This is a genomic window from Collinsella aerofaciens (assembly GCF_028206995.1).
In the GTDB taxonomy this organism is placed as follows: domain Bacteria; phylum Actinomycetota; class Coriobacteriia; order Coriobacteriales; family Coriobacteriaceae; genus Collinsella; species Collinsella aerofaciens_AQ.
Genome location: NZ_JAQLFL010000003.1, coordinates 173,709 through 194,427, shown reverse-complemented (window position 1 = coordinate 194,427; position 20,719 = coordinate 173,709). Strand labels below are relative to the sequence as shown.

Genomic DNA, 20,719 nt, shown 5'->3' with positions numbered 1-20,719 from the left:
CTTTTGAGGCGTTGACCGAGTTAGAGACGAGGCTCGGTCTAGCCTAGCGATACGGGTACCGTGATCTGCGTCACGTAGGTCGCCGGGTCGTCGCTGATGATGTCGTCGATAAGGGCAATCTCACGCGAGGGGCCGGCGGGTGTCAGGCCGTGCTCGCGCATATAGCCGAGCAGCTGCTCGTAGCGCGGACCCGCTTGCCCGTGCGTGCCGCGAAAGCTAATGGTCAGGCAGCGCGCGGCGGGTCGCACCTCGACATCGCCCAGGTATTCATCGGTGTCATCGAGCAGTAGAAAGACCTCGTCGTAGCCATCAAAGTCGCCGGCGGCCAGGCGTTCGGCGCTAATCCCAACGCCCAAGTTGCCCAGGAAGACAAAGGTCTCGTGCTGGCCCTTCTGCAATTGACGAATCTGCCACTCCAGCGCATAGGCGTCGGTAGGGTTGACGCGTTCGCGCAACACGGCGCAGCGAAGCTCGGGCGCATCGATTGTGCAAATGCTATCGAGCTCGGTGTTCAAGGCATCGTGCAGCAGCGCAAGCCGGTTATCGATCTTACGCGACACGCGCTCCAGCTCGCGGCGCTTGCGCTCGATGAGCTCCTGCTGCTGAGCCAGCTGCCGCTGCATAAGGTTCACATCGCGCGTGGTCACAAACTCGCGGATTTGTGCTAACGGCAAGTTGAGAACGCGCAGGTGGCTGATGGTGTTGAGGGTGGAGAGCTGCCGCGATCCGTAGTAGCGGTACCCACTTGCCGGATCGATGTGCGCCGGGTCCAGCAAGCCCATCTGCTCGTAATGACGTAGCGTCCCCACGCTCAGGTTAAACAGGCGCGCCACCTCGCCAATGCGGAGCAGGCCCTCAGTATGTTCACTTGGCGTGTCGGTCACAGGACCGCTCCTTTCAATGGGGTCGGGGAGGGGCGCCAGGCTCGCGTTGCCCCGCTACGCTGCCAACTTGTCAAAAGCTCCGCGGCGGTTGAGCACGGTAAACGCGACAACACAGATGACCGCCGACAAAATCGATCCGCACGGCGAAGCGATGCCCATGGGAAACAACGTATCGGAATAGGCGTTCGACAGCAGCCACGCGCCCGGCACGCGAATGAGCGCCACGGCTAGCACGTTGTGCGCAAAGCCGATGTAACTCTTGCCATATGCAGCGAAAAAGCCGCTAAAGCAAATGTGGATGCCGGCAAAAATCGCGTCGAAAATGTAGCTGCGCATATAACCGGTGCCGGCCGCGACTACTGCAGCGTCCTTGGCAAAAAAGCCAATAAACGCCGGAGCCACCAGCCACATCAGCACCGTGATCAGGCAGCCGTACACCACCGAGATCGTCATGGCGTCCTTGAGCACCTGACGTGCGCGGTCGCCCTTGCCCGCGCCGGCGTTTTGCGCCGTGAGTGCGCTGACGGTGGCGCCCATGGAGCTCGGGACAATGAACAAAAAGCTGATCATCTTCTCGACCAGGCCCACGGCGGCGGCGTCGACGAGCCCTCGGTGGTTGGCGATGACGGTGATAAACATAAACGCCACCTGGATGCAGCCGTCCTGCACGGCCACGGGCACGCCGATCTTAAGAATGCTGCCGAGCACCTCGGGCTGGGGGCGCAGGTCGCTGCGCTTAACGTGGATGTTCGTGCGGCGACTCTTGAGCCACACGAGCGCGAGGGCAACGCTGGCCGTCTGGGCGGTTACCGTGCCGAGCGCTGCGCCCACGGGGCCGAGTCCCATGTGGCCGATAAACAGAAAGTCGAGCGCGATGTTGATGATGCACGCCACGCCGATCACGTACATAGGCGAGCGCGAATCGCCCAGCCCGCGAAAGATGGCCGAGAGAATGTTGTACGCGGCGATAAAGGGAATGCCGATAAAGCAGATACGCAGGTAGGCGGCAGTGCCTTCGACGGCTTCGGCGGGAGTTCCAATGAGCGCCACAATTTGCGGGCACAGCGCAAGCAAGATGGCGGCCAGCACCACCGAGACACCCATAAAGAGCGTAATGGTGTTGCCGATGGCGGTCTCGGCGCGGTCAAACCGGCGCGAGCCCACGGCGTGGCCGACGATAACCGTCGTTCCCATGGCCAGGCCCACAAGCGTCACGGTAATGATATAGAGCGTCTGCGCGCCATTGCCCACGGCGGTGATGCCGGCGGCGCCGCTAAACTGCCCCATCATGTACAGGTCGGCCATGCCGTAGAGCATCTGCAAAAAGTACGAGAGCATATAAGGCAGGGCAAAGACCGCGATGGTCTTGAGGACATTGCCACGTGTGAGGTCGTGTTCCATGAGCGGGGCTTTCTGGCTGGGTTCGTTTATCTACCAGTGTAGTGAAAACCCTATAACGATTGTAGAGTCAAGGTTTATGTTGACGCCGGAGCGAAAAAAAGTCGCGCGCACCATTATTCCGAGTGAATATGGACACACATCACGAGAACTCGCCGCCGGCGCTAACCTTGCAGAAAACGATTTCGGAATACTTGACACCATTATTCGGCGCGCAATAATACGTGCGTTTGCGAACAACGTTTGATGGGGGTTGAACCTGCGTGCGCAATCTCAAAATACTGTTTTCCTATCTAGGGGCATACCGTCGCGATGCCATCCTCGGCGTGTTCTTTGTGTCGGTCGAGACGGTGCTCGAGCTGTTTATCCCGGTCATCATGGCCAACATCATCGATGTGGGCGTGCCTGCGTGTGATATCAACTACATGCTGCTACAGGGCGCGTACATGTTGGTGTGCGCTGCGCTTTCGCTGGTACTGGGCTTGGGTTATGCCCGCACGTCCGCCCGCGTTGCCTCGGGCCTAGGCGCTAACCTGCGCGAGGCCGAGTACAAAAAGATTCAGACGCTCGCTTTTGGCAACCTGGACAACTACGACGCCAGCTCGCTCGTCACCCGCATGACCACGGACATCACCGTTATCCAAAATGCTGTGGGCAACGGCTTTCGCCCTATGGTGCGCGGCCCGGTGACGCTTATCGTCGGCCTTATCTACGCGCTGATGCTGTCGCGCCCGCTCGCCACCGTCTTTGCGATCATCTTGCCCGTGCTGGCAATCGTACTGGGCGTCATCACCTATCGCGTGAGCCCGCTCTACCGCCAACTCCAGACCTCGATGGACCACCTCAACGGCGTGGTACAGGAGGACCTCACCGCCGTGCGTGCCGTCAAGGCCTACGTTCGTACCGAGCACGAGGAGGCCAAGTTCGACACCGTCAATACCGAGCTCGCGCGCACTGCGACAAAGACCTTTGGCAGCGCGGTGCTCAACCTGCCGGTGTTTCAGCTGTCGATGTACGTGGCTGCGCTCTCCATCCTGTGGATTGGCGGCCGCATGATTCTCGCCGGCAAGTTGGGTGTAGGCTCTCTCACGGGCTTTATGAGCTACGTGCTGCTGATCATGAACTCGCTCATGATGATTTCCAACGTGTTTTTGCTGCTCACGCGCGCTCTTACGAGTGTGGGCCGTATCGCCGAGGTGCTCGATGAGGAGCCCTTTATCGCCAGCCCCGCGGGAGACCTCGCGATTGCGGCGCCAGCGGACGGCAGTATCGAGTTTCGCGACGTTTCCTTTAAATACCGCGCGGATGCAGCTGAGGATGTGCTCGAGCATATCGACCTTCGCATCGAGAGCGGCTCGACGGTGGGCATCCTCGGCGGCACGGGCTCGGGCAAGAGCTCGCTTGTGCAGCTGATTGCGCGCCTGTACGACGCCACCGAAGGCGCCGTGCTTGTGGGCGGACGCGACGTGCGCGACTACGACCTCGCGACTCTACGCGACGCTGTGGGCATTGTGCTGCAAAAGAATGTGCTGTTTACGGGTACCGTGCGCGAGAACCTGCAGTGGGGCAATCCGCAGGCGTCGGACGATGAGCTCCTCGCGGCTTGCCGCGCAGCGTGCGTGGACGAGTTCCTTGATCGCATCGGCGGGCTGGACGGCGAGTTGGGTCAAGGTGGCGCCGGTGTTTCGGGTGGCCAGAAGCAACGCCTGTGCATCGCGCGCACGCTGCTCAAGCACCCGCGCGTGCTCATTTTTGATGACTCCACCAGCGCGGTCGATATGGCGACCGACGCTAAGATTCGCGAGCACATCGCTCGGATTCCCGATACGACCGTGCTCATCATCGCCCAGCGTATCGCGAGCGTCATGGATGCCGATCGCATTGTGGTGTTGGACGACGGTCGTGTCCACGGCGTGGGCACGCAGGAGGAACTGCTGGCGAGCGACAACATCTACCAGGAGATTTACGCCTCGCAGATGGAGTTTGCGGGGAACGCGGACGCCGGCGACGGCTGCGACGATGGCTGCGCGAATGATCCGTTCTCCTCCGTCCCCAGCAGATCACCCTTGGAAGGGGGTGAGTGCCATGCCTAAGACCGCAGCCCAAGCACGCCCGGCCGACCTCAAGCGCACTGTGCGCCGCTTGCTCTCCTACATGGGGCATGCCAAGTTCTCGTTGCTCGCGGTGGGCGTGCTCGCCTCCGTCGCCGCCATCGCGAGCCTCGTCGGCACCTACATGGTGCGTCCCATCGTTAACGGTTTGGCCACGGGCGGGGAGGAGCTGCTCGCCAAGCAGGTCATCCTGACGGCGATCATCTACGCTGCGGGCGTGCTTTCGGCCCTGGGCTACTCGCAGATTATGGTGCGCGCGGCCCAACGCGTGGTGTCCGACATTCGCCGCGACCTGTTCGCGCACATCCAGACGCTGCCGCTCAGTTATTTTGACGGCACGCGCTCGGGCGACATCATGAGCTTTTTCACCAACGACGTCGACACCGTCTCCGAGGCGCTCAACAACAGCTTTGCCAACGTGATTCAGGCCGCCATTCAGGTTGTGGGCACCACGGCCATGCTCATCATCCTTAACTGGCAGCTCACGATTATTACGCTCGTGTGCGATGCGGCCATTGTGCTGTATGCGCGCTACTCGGGCGCGCGCTCTAAGCGCTTCTTTGCCGCCCAGCAGGCATCGCTTGGCGACTTGGACGGATATATCGAAGAGATGGTCTCGGGCCAAAAGGTCATCAAGGTCTTTAACCGCGAGGCAGCGAATATCGCCGGCTTCACCTGCCGCAACGACGAGCTTCGGCGCACCGGCACCGCCGCCGTGAGCTATGCCAACTCCATGGTGCCCATGACCGTGGTGATTGGCTACGTCAACTATGCCATCGTCGCCGTGGCGGGCGGCATGCTCTGCATCAAGGGGCTCGCCGACGTGGGCGCGCTTGCAAGTTACCTGGTCTTTGTGCGCCAGGCGGCCATGCCCATCAACCAGTTTACGCAGCTGGGCAACTTCTTGCTCAACGCGCTGGCCGGTGCCGAGCGTCTGTTTGCCGCCATGGATCTTGAGCCCGAGGTGGACGAGGGCTGCGTGGAGCTGGTGCAGACGGGCGACGCCGCGTGGGCATGGAAGATTCCCGAGGGCCAGGGCGTGGGCTCGTACGGGCACCTGCATGATGTGGCTGCCGTTGATGAGTCGGGCCGCGCGGTGGCCGCCGACGGTACCGAGCTCACGTGCAGCTTGGTCCCGCTTGCCGGCGACGTGCGCTTCCATGCCGTGGACTTTTCCTACGTGCCGGGCACCCGTGTGCTCACGGACCTCAACCTGTTTGCCAAGCCGGGGCAAAAGATCGCGTTTGTGGGCTCGACGGGCGCCGGAAAGACGACCATCACCAACCTCATCAACCGCTTCTACGAGGTCGATGACGGCGAGATCACGTACGACGGCATCGACGTCAAGCACATTGCCAAGGCCAGCCTGCGCGGGTCGCTCGGCATTGTGCTGCAGGACACGCACTTGTTTAGCGGCACCATTGCGCAGAACATCCGCTTTGGCAAGCTCGACGCGACCGACGAGGAGGTGCGCGCCGCTGCCGAGGCAGCCTGCGCCGATTCGTTTATTCGCCGTCTGCCTAGAGGGTACGACACGCCGGTCACGGCCGATGGCGCCAACCTGTCGCAGGGCCAGCGCCAGCTGCTCGCCATTGCGCGCGTGGCCGTTGCCGACCCGCCGGTGCTCATCTTGGACGAGGCCACGAGCTCTATCGACACGCGCACCGAAAAGCTCATCGAGCGCGGCATGGACCGCATCATGCGTGGCCGCACCACGTTTATGATCGCGCACCGCCTGTCCACCGTCCGCGACGCCGACGCCATCATGGTCCTCGAACACGGCCGCATCATCGAGCGCGGCACGCACGAAGAGCTGCTCGCCCAGCACGGCGAGTACTGGCAGCTGGCGCATGGCTTAAAAGAGCTGGATTAACCCGTTCGAGCACGATGCTTTGACCCCTCCGTGTTCCTCACCTCGTCTCAAACCATCACAACATTCGACGTTTTTCGCCAAAAACGGGAAAAGCATCGAATGTTGTGATGGTTTTTCTGCCACTCGACCGGGTGGAATCGCTTTCTTGCGCACGAAGGTGTGCGGACCCGTGGGCAGGGGAATAAGGTTGGTTATCCGACTCCATTGGAGGGCTCATGGACCTGCCGATCGTCCTGTCCCATAAGACTGCCTGGCTGTACCACAACGTGGCGCGCACGTCCGAGTCGCTCTCGCGAGCAAGCAGCCTATACGATGAGGACTCGCTTTCTAACGAGGCGGAGCCGGCCGCGGGCCTGCCCAAATTGGGGCTCGATGCCAAGGGGCTGAGGGCTTCAGCGGCAGTTGGGATTGTTGCCGACTATCTGGTTTCGCTTGGTATTCCACGAGAAGAGCTCGATCATATCGACACGCTCGTCAACTTCGATTTTGAGCGCTCGACGCCGGCTGGATTTAGGTGCCACGTGTTTGGAGCGCCGGTACCTCCAGGCCATCTTATCGAGGTGGCAGAGGGCCTTCTGGTGGTTGATGAGGTCATGTGTTTTGTCCAAGCGGGTTCGTGGATGAGCGAGCCCGAGCAGCTGGAATATGGCTACGAAATCTGTGCCCGATACCATTTGAATCATCTGTCGACAGGCGATTATATCGAGATGGGGCAGAGGTATACCGTTGCCGACTTGATTGCCTATTGCAATGAGAACCGATCTCGTCAGGGGGCCATGCGCGCGGCCGCCGTGCTCAAGCGCGTGCACGATGGCGCGCGGTCGCCCATGGAGACGGCCACCGCAATCATGGTTGTAGCAAAACGTTCCCAGGGAGGGTTGGGATACGCCAAGATCGAGCTCAACCATCGGGTCGATGTTCCCAACGAGTTCAAGTATCTCGCAAAGGCCGGGTATTTCGAGATCGACGTATATGCGCCTGCGAGCGGTACGGGGATTGAATACAACGGCTCGGACCATCTTGATAAACAGCGCAGCGCGTCGGATGCGGAGCGTATGACCGTGCTGAGCGCGCTGGGCTTTAAGATGATCGTCCTCACCGGGACTCAGTTTGCCCATCAGCTGCAGTTGCACCGGGCGATGAACGCCATCGCGTTCGCTATGGGCCTTAAGTGCGACCGAAGCGAAGCGTTCCAGAAACGTCAAAACGACCTGCGAGAATTCGTGATTCGGCACTGGGACGGCGGCCTTTAGGGGCGCTTTGGTCCTTCTACGGGGTGCCGTGGGCAGGCAGACCATCACAACATTCGACGTTTTTCGCCAAAAACGGGAAAAGCATCGAATGTTGTGATGGTCTGTGTTGAGGATGGGCTTGGGAAGCCGGTCTTGCTCGAAGCGACCTGTCCTGTCGTACGGGTGTCGGCATAAATCTGTCGTGGGGTATTATGTTTTCCGAAGAATAAAACGCCGCGTGAGGGGAGGGCTGCGTGGACGGGCACGTGCAACATGACGGCTTTGGTCGCGATATCAACTACCTGCGCATTGCCGTTACCGACAAGTGCAATTTCCGCTGCATTTACTGCATGCCGGCCGATGGCGTGGCGCCCCGCGCGCACGACGAGCTACTCAGTGCCGAGGAAATCGCCCGCTTTGTGCGCTTGGTGGCGGGGGAGGGCATTCGCCGCGTGCGCCTGACGGGCGGCGAGCCGCTGGTCAGCCGCCGTATCATCCCGCTCATTCGCGACATCCGCGCGATCCCGCAGATCGAGGACATCTCGCTCACCACCAATGGCGCCCTGCTGCCCAAGCTGGCGCCGCAGCTCAAAGACGCCGGGCTTAACCGCGTCAACATCTCGCTCGATACGCTCGACCCTGCGCTGTTTGGAAAGATCACGCGCCTGGGCCGGCTCGAGCAGACCATGGCTGGCATCGACGCGGCGCTGGCTTGGGGCTTTGAGCCCGTTAAGGTCAACTGTGTTGTGGTGCGCCGGCTCAACCAGGATGTGGCTGCCCTCGCGCGGCTGACCGTCGACCGCCCCATCCACCTTCGCTTTATCGAATACATGCCCATTGGCGACGAGCACACGAGCTCGCATTGCGCTGTGGACCCGCATGCGCCCGCACTCAATCCCGAGCTGTGGGACGCGAGCGATACCGTGCCGAGCGACGAGCTGCGGGCGCGCATCAATGCTGGGGCCACCGCGGCGGGACTGGGCGAGCTCGAGCCGCTCGACATCAACGACGCTCCTGCCGGCGCGGGCCCTGCGCGCTATTGGCACTTTCCGGGCGCGGCGGGAACGGTCGGCTTTATCAGCGCCATGTCCAACCATTTTTGTGCGAATTGCAACCGTCTGCGCCTGACGGCCGATGGCAACGTGCGTCCGTGCCTGTTCAGCGATGCCGAGTATTCGGTGCGTGAGGCGCTGCGCCGTGGTGATGATATGCAGGTACTTTCGATTTGGCGCGATGCCGTGGCCCACAAACCGCAGGAACACGCGATAATTGAGGGCACGCAACGATTCATGTCCCAAATCGGAGGATGATCATATGGCCAAGAGCAGGTACGCCGATGCTACCAAGGCCGCTCGCAGGGCCGCGATGTCTGCCCACAAAGTCACGGCTACTGACAGCGACGCCGTCGCAGCCGCGCAGCCGACTGCCGGTGCTGCCACCGAGCCCGCCCGCGACGCCCGTCGCGACGAGCTGACGCACGTGGACGCCAAGGGCGAGGTGCGCATGGTCGACGTGTCCGACAAGGCCGAGACCCATCGCATCGCCATCGCCGAGGGCACCATCCTCATGCACCCCGAGACGCAGGCTATGGTGCTGCAGGACCGCGCCAAAAAGGGCGACGTGCTTGCCTGCGCGCGCGTGGCGGGCATCATGGCTATCAAGCGGACGAGCGATATCATTCCCATGTGCCATCCGCTGCTCATTACCAAGAGCAAGTGCGACATTGCGCCCATCGCTCCGGCGGGGACGCCTGTCGATGACGTGCCCGAGGGCTGGGCGCCGGCGCGCGCGGACGGGCAGGTTGGCTTTCACGTGCTGGTTACGGCCGGCGTGACGGGCAAGACGGGTATCGAGATGGAGGCGTTGACCGGCGCGAGCGCCGCGTGCCTAACGATCTACGACATGTGCAAGGCGGTCGATCGCGGCATGGAGATCGTCGACGTGCGCCTACTGCACAAGGAGGGCGGCCGCTCGGGCGTGTGGGATCGTGCCGAGCGTCGGGCCGCTGCTGTTGAGGCCGTGGGAGCCGCGGGTGACGCACCCGCGAGCGCATCCGTCGCCGTCGCGCCCGCAGCTCCGGCACCGGCCGTCCCCGCGATCGCGTTTATCGGCTACCAAAACTCGGGCAAGACCACACTTGTCGAGAAAGTTATCGCCGAGCTCACCCGCCGCGGCCTGCGCGTGGGTTCGCTCAAGCATCATGGGCACCACGGCTTTGATATCGACGTGCCCGCTAAGGATACGTGGCGCCATCATCAGGCCGGATCCAAACACGTGGGCCTCATCTGCGCCACGCGCTGGGCGGAGTACGCCGACACGCGCGAGGAGGACGAGATGCCCGCGCGCGAGCTGCTGTCGCGCTACAACGATGTCGACGTGGTGATCATCGAGGGCTACAAGACTGAGGGCTTCGACAACATCGTGGTCGCGCGCTCCGGTGTCGACCGTCTGCGCGGCAAGAGCTCGCTTGATCTGGTCGACGGCCGCACGCTGGCCCTTGCCTGCAATGAGGCCTTGGCGCGTCAGGCCTTCGACGCCGGCTTTGCGACCAGAGCCATTAACATTAACGACGCCCGAGCCATCTGTGACCTCATCCAAGACCACCTTCAGGCTTGACGCTGCGCCGGCCCCAAGCACCCCATCTCGCCCCTCAAGCCGTCGCTCGCGTACCAAAGTACGCGTCGCTCCTCTTTCGGGGCGACCTGGGGCACTTGGAACCGGCTCGCTGCGCTGCCATAACATGCCAAAAAGGGACAGGTTTATTTTGGCAGGTTTTATCTGGGCAAACGTCACTTCCACCACAAAGGGGACAGGCGCCTTTGTGGTGTTTTTTGCTTTGGTAGATGTGTGGGACATGCCTTACAATCTACCAAGTAGTTCATGACGGGCGAAAAACGGAGAGAAGGGGCTTGATGCGTCCTTAATGTTTCATGCGGATAGATTGATTTGACAGACAGTGGCGAATGCCCGCCGTCCGCATTCGTATGAAACAAGGAGTCTCCATGCTCGCCTCCCTTTTCTCAAAGCCTCAATCATCGCTGTCCGTGCAGGCCAAGCGTCTGGTGGCGATGCGCTTTCTCATCTACACCGGTTTTCAGACCAGCTACTTTATCGGCGTCATCGGAACGCTTACCTATGCGGACGGCGCTTCGGTCGTCGCGACATCGCTGGCTGTCCTCTTTATGAACGTCTTTGTGATCCTGGGGTCCTTTGCGGGCGGTGCGGCGCTCGACGCTTGGGGCCCGCGCCGCCATTTCTTGCTGAGCATCGTGGGCACGCTGACAACCGGCGCGGCGATCATTGCCTTTGGCAGCGCGACCGGCATCGTCCTGCTCGGCGCGGTGCTCCTGGGCTTTGTGATGGGGTTTGCCCAGCCCATCGCCACATCCTATCCAGCCTACCTCACCGACGATCCTGTCGAGCTCAAAGACATCAACTCTGCCATCGCCATGCTTTCAAACGTGAGTATCATCGTTGGCCCCATGATGGGCGGCTTTGTCGCGGCGGCTGCGTCGTCGCGCGCGGTGTTCGTGCTCATGATGCTCTTTACCGCATTGGCGCTCATTGCCGGCTGGGACTTTAGGCAAAGTGCAGGTCAGGCCGCCACACACGAAGGCAAACCCGCGATCGGCGACATCACATCGGATAAGGCCAGCCAAAGCTCCGACCCCAACACATCTTCCCGTGCAACCTTCGCGACTAGCATCAAGACAGTCTTCGCCAACAGCGTCCTCGCCCTGCTGTTCTGCATTATTTTCCTTTCGAACTTTGGCTACGGTGCCTTCGATCCACTGGAGTCGTTCTTCTACCGCGATGTTCTGCATGTCGGTGTTGAGTGGATGGGCTGGCTTTCGTCGGCCTCGGGCGTGGGCGCGGTGCTGGGCGCCGTCGTTGCGCTCCGCTTGCCGCTGCACTTGGTAAACCTAAAAACGCTGCTCGTGGCACTTATGTCCGTGGGCCTGGGAAGTCTGCTCTATGTGGGAACACCGTACGTGGGCGTAGCCCTTGTCGGCCAGATTGTCCTTGGTGTGGCCTGGGGCGTCGTCAACCCGCTCCACAACACGATTGTCCAAACGACGGCTCCGCTCGAGCAGCTCGGTCGCGTCAACTCGGTCATGGGCTTTGGCAACATGTTCGCCGGCGTGGCGCCGCTGGCGATTGCCCCGTGGCTGGCGGCGACATTTGGCGTGCAGCAGACACTCGTGGGGGCAGGCATGGTCGTGACGGCAGTTCCCGCGACGCTGCTGCTGTTTGGACGCCGACATTTGGATCGTGCCGCAAGGCAGTAAAAACCATCACAACATTCGATGAAAATCGCGATTTTGCCGAAAAACGTCGAATGTTGTGATGGTTTGCGCTCCGGGCCGGGACACCCTTCGGGTCCGGCCACCACAAAGGGGCCAGACGCCTTTGTGGTGATCGGGTCCCAACGGCCTGTGCCTTGGTATACCATGTACGCCGTTTGCGAATACACCCCACACCGCCGCACAACCCAGAAAGGCCCCCATGGACACCACCTTCAGCCACGTCAAAGCCGTGTTCTGCGATATCGACGGCACGCTGCTCACGAGCCAGCACACGGTGTCCCCGCGCACCGTGGCGGCGATCCGCGCCCTGCGCGAGCGCGGCGTGCTCTTTGGCCTGTGCACCGGGCGCGACGCCCATGCGACCGAGGCCATGTACGAGCTCTGGGGCATCGAAGGCCTGGTAGACGTGCTCGTGGGCTGCGGTGGCGCCGAGGTCATCGACCGCGCGCACGACATCAACGAGCTGAGCTATCCGCTGCCGGGCGAGACCATCGCGCGCATCTGCAAACACATGGCGGACCTTCCGGCAACGCCCGTCTGCCCCCGAGACGGCGTGTTCTACGTGCCCGAGAGCAACGCGTGCGTCGAGCACCTGTCGCGCGTCGATGGCGTGCCCTACCAGGTGGTCGATTTTGCCGAGTTTTTGCGCGAGCCGCAGCCCAAGGTGATGTTTACCATGGCGCCCGAGGTGATGCCGCGGGTGATTGAGCGGGCGTCGACGTTTGCCGATGACACTGTTAAGGCAGCGGCCCTGCAAACCACGCAGCGGCTCTACGAGTTCATGGATCCGCGCGTGTCCAAGACGCGCGGCCTTGTGCGCGTGGCGGAGCTCAACGACATGGAGCTCCAGAACATCTGCGTGTTTGGCGATGCGGACAACGACACCTGCATGGTGGCCGACGCCGGCGTGGGCGTGGCCATGGCAAATGGCAGCGACGCCACCCGTGCCGCCGCCGACTTTGTAACCGCGAGCAACGACAAAGACGGCATCGCGATCTTTATCGAGGAGCATCTGCTGTAGCGCCGGGGGAGAGCCACCATAAGGGGGCAGGCATCTTTGTGGTGGCTTCAGGCGATTTGGGCGAATTGATACCGAAAATCTGTGTGAAAATTCAGATATGGTTATCTGAACATTACATTTCTAACCACCGATGAGTTAAAGATATTCCCATCAATTTGGTAGGATATTCCTTCCGGTTGATGACCTACTGCTCACGGTCGATTTTCGACCGTGAGCAGGATGTTTGCTATTGAGCAAAAATTTGTGCAAAAAAATCTAATGCCATTAAAAAATGATGTGCAACTAAATTGCCAGTAGAAACAAAAAATAGATAGCGAATAAACGAAGGTAAATCTGAGCAAATTTCAAGAGAATTGAGAATCCGCTACAAAAATGTCGGTTTTGTTGCTCAGATGTCTAAACAATCGTTACAATTTTTTCAATAAACGTGCGCAATTACAGATTGCGCAGATACGTTTGATAGTGAAAGAGCAAGATCGCGGTCTCTTGGGGAGGAGACATCGATGAAAGCATATTCAGACAAATCTAAGCAGAGCAATAAAGCGATGCATCGTGTGCTAGCAGGCGTTTTGTGCGGAGCCTCCGTTTTGAGCCTGGTGCTGTCGCTCGTCATGCCTCCGATCTCGCAGGCCATTGCAAACGATGGTCAGGAGGGTGCAGCCGAGGAAACTGTGACGGCGGCTGATTCCTCAACTGAGTCTACTGATGTAGAAAACACCAACAACGGGGATGCCGAAAACCAGAATAGTGACGAGACCGAGAGCGACGAGTCTGGCGACGATAGCCAGCCTGAGGAGCAGCCCGAGGAAGAGCAGCAGAACGAGGGTAGAACGACTTCGGATGGTGAAACCGTTGTTACGGCTGCGCAAAACGAGCAAACTGAAGCGGCTGCCGTACAAATAACTAGCGCAGAAGAGCTCCGCGATAAGCTTCAGGGTGTTAAAGCGGGCGAAACGGCCAGCTTCGAGCTGATGAGTAACATCGATTACAACGACGAGATTTTTCTCAGGAATAAAGGAAGCAATATCACCCTTAATCTTAATGGCTGCAAGATAAAGCACTCGGGCGATGGTACTAAGCCGCTTTTCAGTGTGAGCAATGGTGCCGAGTTTACAATTACGGATAATCCTAATCACTCTGGTGATAGGCCCTTATCAAGCGTGGTGCTGGATGATCAAGGCCAGAAGTTCACTCCCGATTATTATGGCAAAAATGGCAAGGTCGGCTATGACAACGACATCCCGAACAAGCTCACCTATTACGTAACCACGTCGTCCGTTAACGATACGGGTACGGGCACGACGGAAACGCGTGAAACATATGAGGTCAACATCCAGGGTGCAATTGTCTCAACTGCGCCCAAGGGTTCCACATTGAAGCTCATTAACGTCTACACGGGCGGCAAGTTTAACCTTCAGGGCGGTACGCTCACGCAGGCAAAGGATTGCAACGTCGGGCATCTCATCTATGCCGAGAACGGCTCTACTGTCAACATGAGCGGTGGCTACGTTTGCGGTGCTTCTGGCTCGGGTGACGGCGCGGGCATTATGGTATCCAACGAGCAAGGCGGCGCCTCGACCCTTAAGCTGACTGGCGGCGTAATTGCCGGCAACAGCGCTTATAATGGCGGTGGTGTGTATGCCCGTTATTCCAAGGTCACCATAACTAATGGCGTAATCTCCGGTAATAGCACACTCAACGAGGGACTCGGTGGCGGCATTATGGCCAAGGGCGGCATCGTGTCCGTTTCTGATGGCTATATCACGAATAATAGAATGGCTAAATTCTGCGGCAAGGATGGCAACGGTGACCATGGCGGCGCTGGGCTTGCTGCCAACTATGGAGCGAAAGTCACTATTTCCGATGGTCAGATTACCGGCAACTACTCCGAGGAAGCCGGCGGCGGCGTTTACGTTACCGATGTCGAACGGAATGGCCAAACGTCTCGCTCAGGAATGGCGCGGCTGAATATCACGGGAGGAATTATTGCCTCTAACGTGAGCTACCGATCTGAAGGTGCCGGCGTCCGAGTGGGCCAGATGGTTGACGCGATGATTAACGGCACTGAAGACAATAAAGTCTATATCACTAACAATCACTGCATGTCTCGCTTTGACTGGGGTGGCGGCGGCATCTTTGTTCAGGGAAACTCGAATGCGAATATGGAAAAGACCGCTGGTAGATTATTTGTATACAACTCGTACATTAGCAGCAATACCGCTGGTGGCTATGGCGGCGGCGTAGCAGTCTGCCCCACGGGCAAGACATTGGTAACGAACACTGAAGGCACAGCGATTTTTGGCAACACTGACGCTAAAGACGCTAGTTCTTTCACCAAATATGACCCGCAGAATAATAATAACAGTAATAATGGTAGCCTCCATCTTTCTGGCGGCGGCGAGGGTAAGGATCAAGACTGGGTCGCCTATAACTCGGTCGACTCTAACAATGAACATGTTTTTCGTAAGAATGGTCATGCCGATTTCTTCCTCGCGGCGGAAGGTCACACAACGCCGGTCGCAGTGGTAAGCGGCAAGATGCTTGGCAATATAGACGCCAAGTATTCGGGAAGCATTGAGCTAACGAATCGCATCACCATCCCCGCCAACGGTGTTGTTGGGGTAAAAAATAACATCGGCCTGACTTCTGATGTTAAGGCCACGGATCAAGCGGTGACTGACGCAGTACAGGGTAAAGTACAGGGTACTAAAGTTACAACTTTCATCACGGACAACTATTCCTGGGACCATGGTGGCGGCATCATGTCGAATGGTGACCTGTACTTGGGTCAGCCAGCGGACGCGTATGTCTACCCAAGCCTTAAGGCGACCAAGGAGCTAATCGATTCGCAGACTGATGAGAAAAAACCACTCACTGAGAATGAGTTCACCTTTAAGGTCTACCGCAAGGATTTGATAGATCCTTTCGCTAATGGGACATTCGATCGCGGCGTTTGCACTGAGGTAGGAAATGCAGGTAATGATGCAAACGGCAACATCACGTTTAACCTTGGTGAACAGTCTGCTCCGAGCAGTTCGGCTGGCGAGATTACATATTATCTGGTTGAAGATGCTGGTAATAATCCCTACATCAAGTACGACCCTGCTGTGTATGAGATTGTGGGGACGCTCCAGGATAACGTGACTGTACTTATGTCTGTTCCGACGCTGAATGACGAGAGCAAGACTAAAGAAATCAGTGTTCATAACTACACGCTTACAAACACGAGGGTGATTAAACACTCCGGAGATTTAACTAAATCGCTGGGCGCTCTGAAAGATGACGGCCAAGGCTATTATTCGATCGTCGACTCCAGCAGCGCAACCTCCACCAACAAGGCAACCTTCACCAACACGTATACCTCCAGTTTTTCCTGGACTCCTAGGGTGACTAAGGTCGTTGAGGGTGGCGAGATGAAGGTGTTTACGCTCAAGCTCGCAGACAATCCGAAGTTCGAAAACGCTCAAGAGGTAAAGACTCAGGCCAATGGCCTCAGCTCTCAGCTCCTGAAATTCGGAGATATTAGTTGCACGCTTGACGACCCCACCAAGGGCGCGGACTCCACGGGCCGTAGCGCTTCCAAGGACTTCCCGTATTATTACGTGCGCGAGGAGGACGAAAGTGAGAAATATCCGCATTACAAGTTTGATCATTCGGTCTATAGGTTCAAGGTTGATCGAACGGATGTCGCCAATGGAACCATCAACTATAAGGTGACCTACATGAAGGGAACCGTTGACTCCGAAGGCAATTGGACACCAGAAGACAATGCCGAAGTAAAGACGTTCATCGACACCTCCGCCCCCAACTCCACCGACACCTCCATCCCCACCTTCACCAACACCTACTCCACCTCTTTGCCCCTTTCTGGTATGTCGGGCGTCACTCTGACGTACCTTGCCGGCGCGGCGGTGCTTTGTGCTGCTGCGGCCTGGATGCACATTCGTCGCAAGGCGAATGCGAAGGGAGGTAAGCGTCGTGAATAAGAAAGTTTGCTCCTTCCCGATCTTGTTTGCGCTGCTTGCCCTCCTGATCGGCACCTGCGCGGTTGTGTTCCCCGCTTCCGCGCAGGCCGCGCCGACCTCGACCGGTTCCATCACGGTGAGCGGCACCGTGGCGAGCAGCTACGACGCCTACCGGATCTTTAGCGCCAACGTCGTCGACGGCGACAGCGACGCCAAGATCGCCACCGACCTCGCCTGGGCATGCGACGCCGTGCGCGACGTCGCGCTGCCTGTGCTGCACAGCGCCGGCATGCCCAATTCCCAGACCACCGCGCAGGAAGCTGCCGAGTGGCTCAACACCGATTCCCACCTTACGAGCGCGCTGAGCGCACAGCTCGCTCGTTCCCTCCAGAGCTCTGGCGCCGTGTCCATGGCCCTTAACGCGGGCACGGCGGCCGAGCTGCCCAGCGGATACTGGCTCATCGTCGCCGACGACGAAGCCATTTCCCAGAACGAGGCCGGCACCGCGCCGATCATGGCGCTGGTGGGCGGCAGCGCCGTCACCGTTAAGCCCAAGGCGGCGACCCCCAAGGTGTCCAAGCATGTGCTGGAGGACAGCGCCGCCGCATGGCAGAAGGCCGCCGACGCCACGGTCGCCGACGACCTGTACTGGCGCCTCTCGGCCACGGTCCCGGCCGGGCTCACTGCCTACGACACCTATACGGTGAAGTTCGTCGATACCATGAGCGCGGGGCTCGACCCCTCCAAGGTCGCCGCGAGCATGCGCGTGTACGCGGCGGCGGGGACCGAGGGCGGCTTTGACGCCGTCTCGGCCGACAAGGACGGGCGCGCCGGCACCGAGCCCGCGAAGGGCTGGACCGACATCACGGCCCAGTGCGCCACCAAGGTAGCGGCCGACGGTAAGACCTTCACCGTGCGCACCGGCGACCTCATCGCCGCGCTCGGCGGGGCCGACGCCTTCACCGCGGGCGCCCGCGTGGTCGCCGTGTACAACGCGCCGCTCAACAGCGCGTGCAACCACGGCATCGCGAAGGGCAACCCCAACGAGGTCTACCTGCGCTACCCGCGCTCTCCCTTTGCCGACCAGTCCGGCGACGCCGGCTTCACCCGCACGCCGAGCGACGATGCGTGCGCCTACACCTGGGATCTCGCGCTCACCAAGCGCGGCAGCGACGGCGACAAGCCGCTTGCCGGGGCGGTCCTGAGCATCGCCGACGACCGCGGTCGCACGCTGGCGGCCGACGGCACGTGGGATGCGGAGGGCAAGGCCACCGTCACCACGGGCGAGGACGGCCGCGTGACCGTCTCGGGCGTGGACTCGGGCAAGCTGGAGGTCCGCGAGCTCAAGGCGCCCAAGGGCTACACCGCCTTTGAGGGTACGCGCTCCGTGACGGTCAAGGCCGAGGGCCTGGACGTCGACCAGGTGGCCGCCGCCAAGCCCAAGCTCACCATCACGGCCGAGTCGCCCCTGCGTGCCGACAGCGCGGACGGGTCGACGGGCAGCCTGGAGGCGTCGCTCATCAACACGCCCACCGGCACGCCCCCTAGCATTACCACCGGAGGCTTTATGCCCTTGACTGGTGATATGGCAATGTACGCCGTGGCCGCCGCAGCGGTCGCCGGAGCCGCACTCATCGTGGTCGCGCTCCTGGTCAAGCGGGGAGGTGGCAGCCATAAAGAGTAGCTGGCAGCCCCACAGAGAGCGGGGCGAGACGTAGCGAAGTAGATGCTAAGACACAGACAGATGATGATCGATCGAATTGGAATAAAACGGAAAACGGAGGAAAAGAAGATGAGCATGAGCAAGAACATCGCACGCCTGGCAGTAACGGCAGGCCTCACGGCGGCGTTGAGCTTCGGTGGCGTCATGGCCCCGGTGACCATGGCGTTTGCTGATGGTGCGACTGCTTCGACCAATAGCATTAAGATCAATAAGAACGAAGACAATGGCAGCGTGAAGTACAAGGCCTACCAGATTTTCGAGGCCGATGTCGTGGATGAGGCCGGCAAGACTGACAAGGTCGTTTCGAATGTTAAGTGGGCAACTGGCGTTGAGGACACGACGCAAAATGCCATCATCGAGGCTATCAACAAATATAAGGAAGGCGCTCTGAAAACCGATGCCAGCCCGCAGGATGTTGCCAATTGGCTGACTGCCAACATTATCGGGACCACAAACACGACGGTTCTCAAAGACACCGATTTGCTCAATACGCTTGCTGGACTGGTTGCGAAGGATGTCGCTCCGACCATCCCGACGGGCGCTACGGAGGCTTCGTTTGCGGCGGGCAACAAGGTTTCTTTCGACAAATCTGGTTATTACCTGTTCCTGACTGACAAGGACACTTTAGCTCCGGATGGGTCGGAAGCTGACAACAAGAATACTGCCACTTCTCCGATTTATGCCGTTGTGGGCGCCGGCGATGTGGTGGTTACCGAGAAGACCAGCATTCCTACCGTCAACAAGGCTGTTATGGATGACAAGGACAAAAATTGGGTGACAGTGGAGAACGGAGACATTCTTACCAAACCCAATAAGGCCGCTGACTCTGCTATGGACGATTGGGTCGATTACAAACTCGTCGGTACGGTTGCGAGTAATATCGACACCTATAGCGACTATAAATACGTCTTCACGGACAAACTGCCCAATTCCATGACGCCCAAGTTCGTCGATGGCAGCGAGAATAATGTTCCGGATGTCACGGTTACGATCGGTAACCAGACCGTAAAGAATAATGCCGTGCGGGGCTACACCACAAATCTCTCGGATGATAACGAACTTACCGTTAACTTCAAGAACCTGAGGAATTGTGTTGACGTTGACGATAACCCCATTGCCGTCAACGCTAGCTCGAGGGTGACCGTCGAGTATCAAGCCAAGCTCGACTCCTCCAAGATTTTCGACAGCAATAATGTCATTAAGGAATAGTTCAAGGATCTTATCGGCAAGGCTCAGGAGAATACGGTTAAGCTTACCTATTCTAACAACCCGAACGGTACAGGCGAGGGCAATACGGTAATTCACCCTGCCTATGACTACACCTATGGCATCGATGTCACCAAGGTGGGTTCCGATAATGAAACTAAGGGGCTCGAAGGCGTTGAGTTCACGCTTCAGGAGCAGGGTGATACGAACAACTTTATCAAGGCAAACGGCACCAAGACGACCAATAGTGAGCAGGCCAAGCTGAGGACCGACGCAAAAGGCAAGATTAACGTTGTCGGTCTCGATGAAGGCACCTACATCCTGAAAGAGGTCACCCCGGCGCCTGGCTACAATAACTCCGCAGCAAACGGTGTGACCTTCACCATCAAGCGCGAGCTCAATCAGACCGGCGACGAGGTTATCCCCAGCGTTGATTCTGCAATCAAGGCAGCAGATGGCGTGGTCAAGGACAACAAGGCTACCGCATCTACCGGCAAGCTCAGCTTCATCATTGTCGACCAGAAGGGCTCCAACCTCCCGCTCACCGGTCTCAACGGCGTGACCTTCACCTGGATCGCTGGTGGCGCGGTGCTGTGCATCGGCGTGGCGCACCTCATCCGCAGCCGTAAGCAGGCTGAGGAGTCCGAGCAGGAGTAACGCTCACTCATCCATCCCTTTGGCAGGTGGGATGCGATGGCCATGAGACTTGCGGACACTTTTCTCGTCCATCCACGTTCTTGCTTTGCCATTTTCTTTTCGGGGCAGACTCCGCGCTGGAGTTTGCCCCGTTCTTTTTGGACAACACAGCCAGGCTCCATTGCCCGATGGATCAGGCGTATGAATATCGAACAGATGTTTGCAAATATTGCGTTTACCAGCTGTAAGTGCGAGTGCTCGCAGTAAAATACCCTTGCGACGCATCCCGTGCGCGGGCGGCCGACGACTCGATCGGAGGTCCCCAAATGCTGAAATTCCTTAACGCGCTCGCCGCCCTCGCGG

13 protein-coding genes are annotated in these 20,719 nt (G+C 59.2%); 11 read left to right on the top strand and 2 right to left on the bottom strand.

Going from position 1 to position 20,719, the window contains the following annotated elements; translation table 11 throughout:
- Nucleotides 1-38: 38 nt before the first annotated feature.
- A complete protein-coding gene (locus tag PMX60_RS03935; RefSeq protein ID WP_271746963.1) occupies nt 39-884 on the bottom strand; it encodes a MerR family transcriptional regulator in 846 nt (281 codons plus the stop codon).
- A 54-nt stretch (nt 885-938) separates the two neighbouring features.
- Nucleotides 939-2,285, bottom strand: coding sequence for an MATE family efflux transporter (locus PMX60_RS03930; protein WP_271746962.1), 1,347 nt, complete (start codon nt 2,283-2,285; stop codon nt 939-941).
- Nucleotides 2,286-2,545: 260 nt separating this feature from the next.
- Between PMX60_RS03930 and PMX60_RS03925 the strand changes: the two genes are divergently transcribed.
- The 11 genes from PMX60_RS03925 (at nt 2,546) to PMX60_RS03875 (ending at nt 20,377) form a co-directional block, all read left to right on the top strand.
- Nucleotides 2,546-4,375 (top strand): ABC transporter ATP-binding protein, encoded by a 1,830-nt coding sequence (locus tag PMX60_RS03925; RefSeq protein WP_271746961.1) that lies wholly within the window; start codon nt 2,546-2,548, stop codon nt 4,373-4,375.
- Entirely contained in the window at nt 4,368-6,266 is a 1,899-nt protein-coding gene (locus tag PMX60_RS03920) for an ABC transporter ATP-binding protein (RefSeq protein ID WP_271746960.1), read from the top strand. The genes PMX60_RS03925 and PMX60_RS03920 overlap by 8 nt, the downstream gene beginning before the upstream one ends.
- 215 nt (nt 6,267-6,481) lie before the next feature.
- Nucleotides 6,482-7,519, top strand: coding sequence for a hypothetical protein (locus tag PMX60_RS03915; protein ID WP_271746959.1), 1,038 nt, complete (start codon nt 6,482-6,484; stop codon nt 7,517-7,519).
- A 233-nt stretch (nt 7,520-7,752) separates the two neighbouring features.
- A complete protein-coding gene (gene moaA, locus PMX60_RS03910) occupies nt 7,753-8,808 on the top strand; it encodes a GTP 3',8-cyclase MoaA (RefSeq protein WP_271746958.1) in 1,056 nt (351 codons plus the stop codon).
- A 4-nt stretch (nt 8,809-8,812) separates the two neighbouring features.
- Complete coding sequence (gene mobB, locus PMX60_RS10230) at nt 8,813-10,114, top strand: molybdopterin-guanine dinucleotide biosynthesis protein B (RefSeq protein WP_271746956.1); 1,302 nt, start codon at nt 8,813-8,815, stop codon at nt 10,112-10,114.
- A gap of 386 nt (nt 10,115-10,500) precedes the next feature.
- Nucleotides 10,501-11,787: an MFS transporter gene (locus tag PMX60_RS03900; RefSeq protein WP_271746955.1), complete on the top strand. Its 1,287-nt coding sequence runs from the start codon at nt 10,501-10,503 to the stop codon at nt 11,785-11,787.
- A 217-nt stretch (nt 11,788-12,004) separates the two neighbouring features.
- Nucleotides 12,005-12,826 (top strand): HAD family hydrolase, encoded by an 822-nt coding sequence (locus PMX60_RS03895; protein WP_271746954.1) that lies wholly within the window; start codon nt 12,005-12,007, stop codon nt 12,824-12,826.
- Nucleotides 12,827-13,329: 503 nt separating this feature from the next.
- Nucleotides 13,330-16,812 (top strand): hypothetical protein, encoded by a 3,483-nt coding sequence (locus tag PMX60_RS03890; protein WP_271746953.1) that lies wholly within the window; start codon nt 13,330-13,332, stop codon nt 16,810-16,812.
- The gene (locus PMX60_RS03885; protein ID WP_271746952.1) at nt 16,805-18,475 is read left to right on the top strand and encodes a SpaA isopeptide-forming pilin-related protein; all 1,671 of its coding nucleotides are present in this window, start codon (nt 16,805-16,807) and stop codon (nt 18,473-18,475) included. Before PMX60_RS03890 ends, PMX60_RS03885 begins: the two co-directional genes overlap by 8 nt.
- Nucleotides 18,476-18,589: 114 nt before the next feature.
- The gene (locus tag PMX60_RS03880) at nt 18,590-19,723 is read left to right on the top strand and encodes a hypothetical protein (RefSeq protein ID WP_271746951.1); all 1,134 of its coding nucleotides are present in this window, start codon (nt 18,590-18,592) and stop codon (nt 19,721-19,723) included.
- Between the two features lie 135 nt (nt 19,724-19,858).
- Complete coding sequence (locus tag PMX60_RS03875) at nt 19,859-20,377, top strand: prealbumin-like fold domain-containing protein (RefSeq protein ID WP_271746950.1); 519 nt, start codon at nt 19,859-19,861, stop codon at nt 20,375-20,377.
- Nucleotides 20,378-20,719 lie beyond the last annotated feature (342 nt).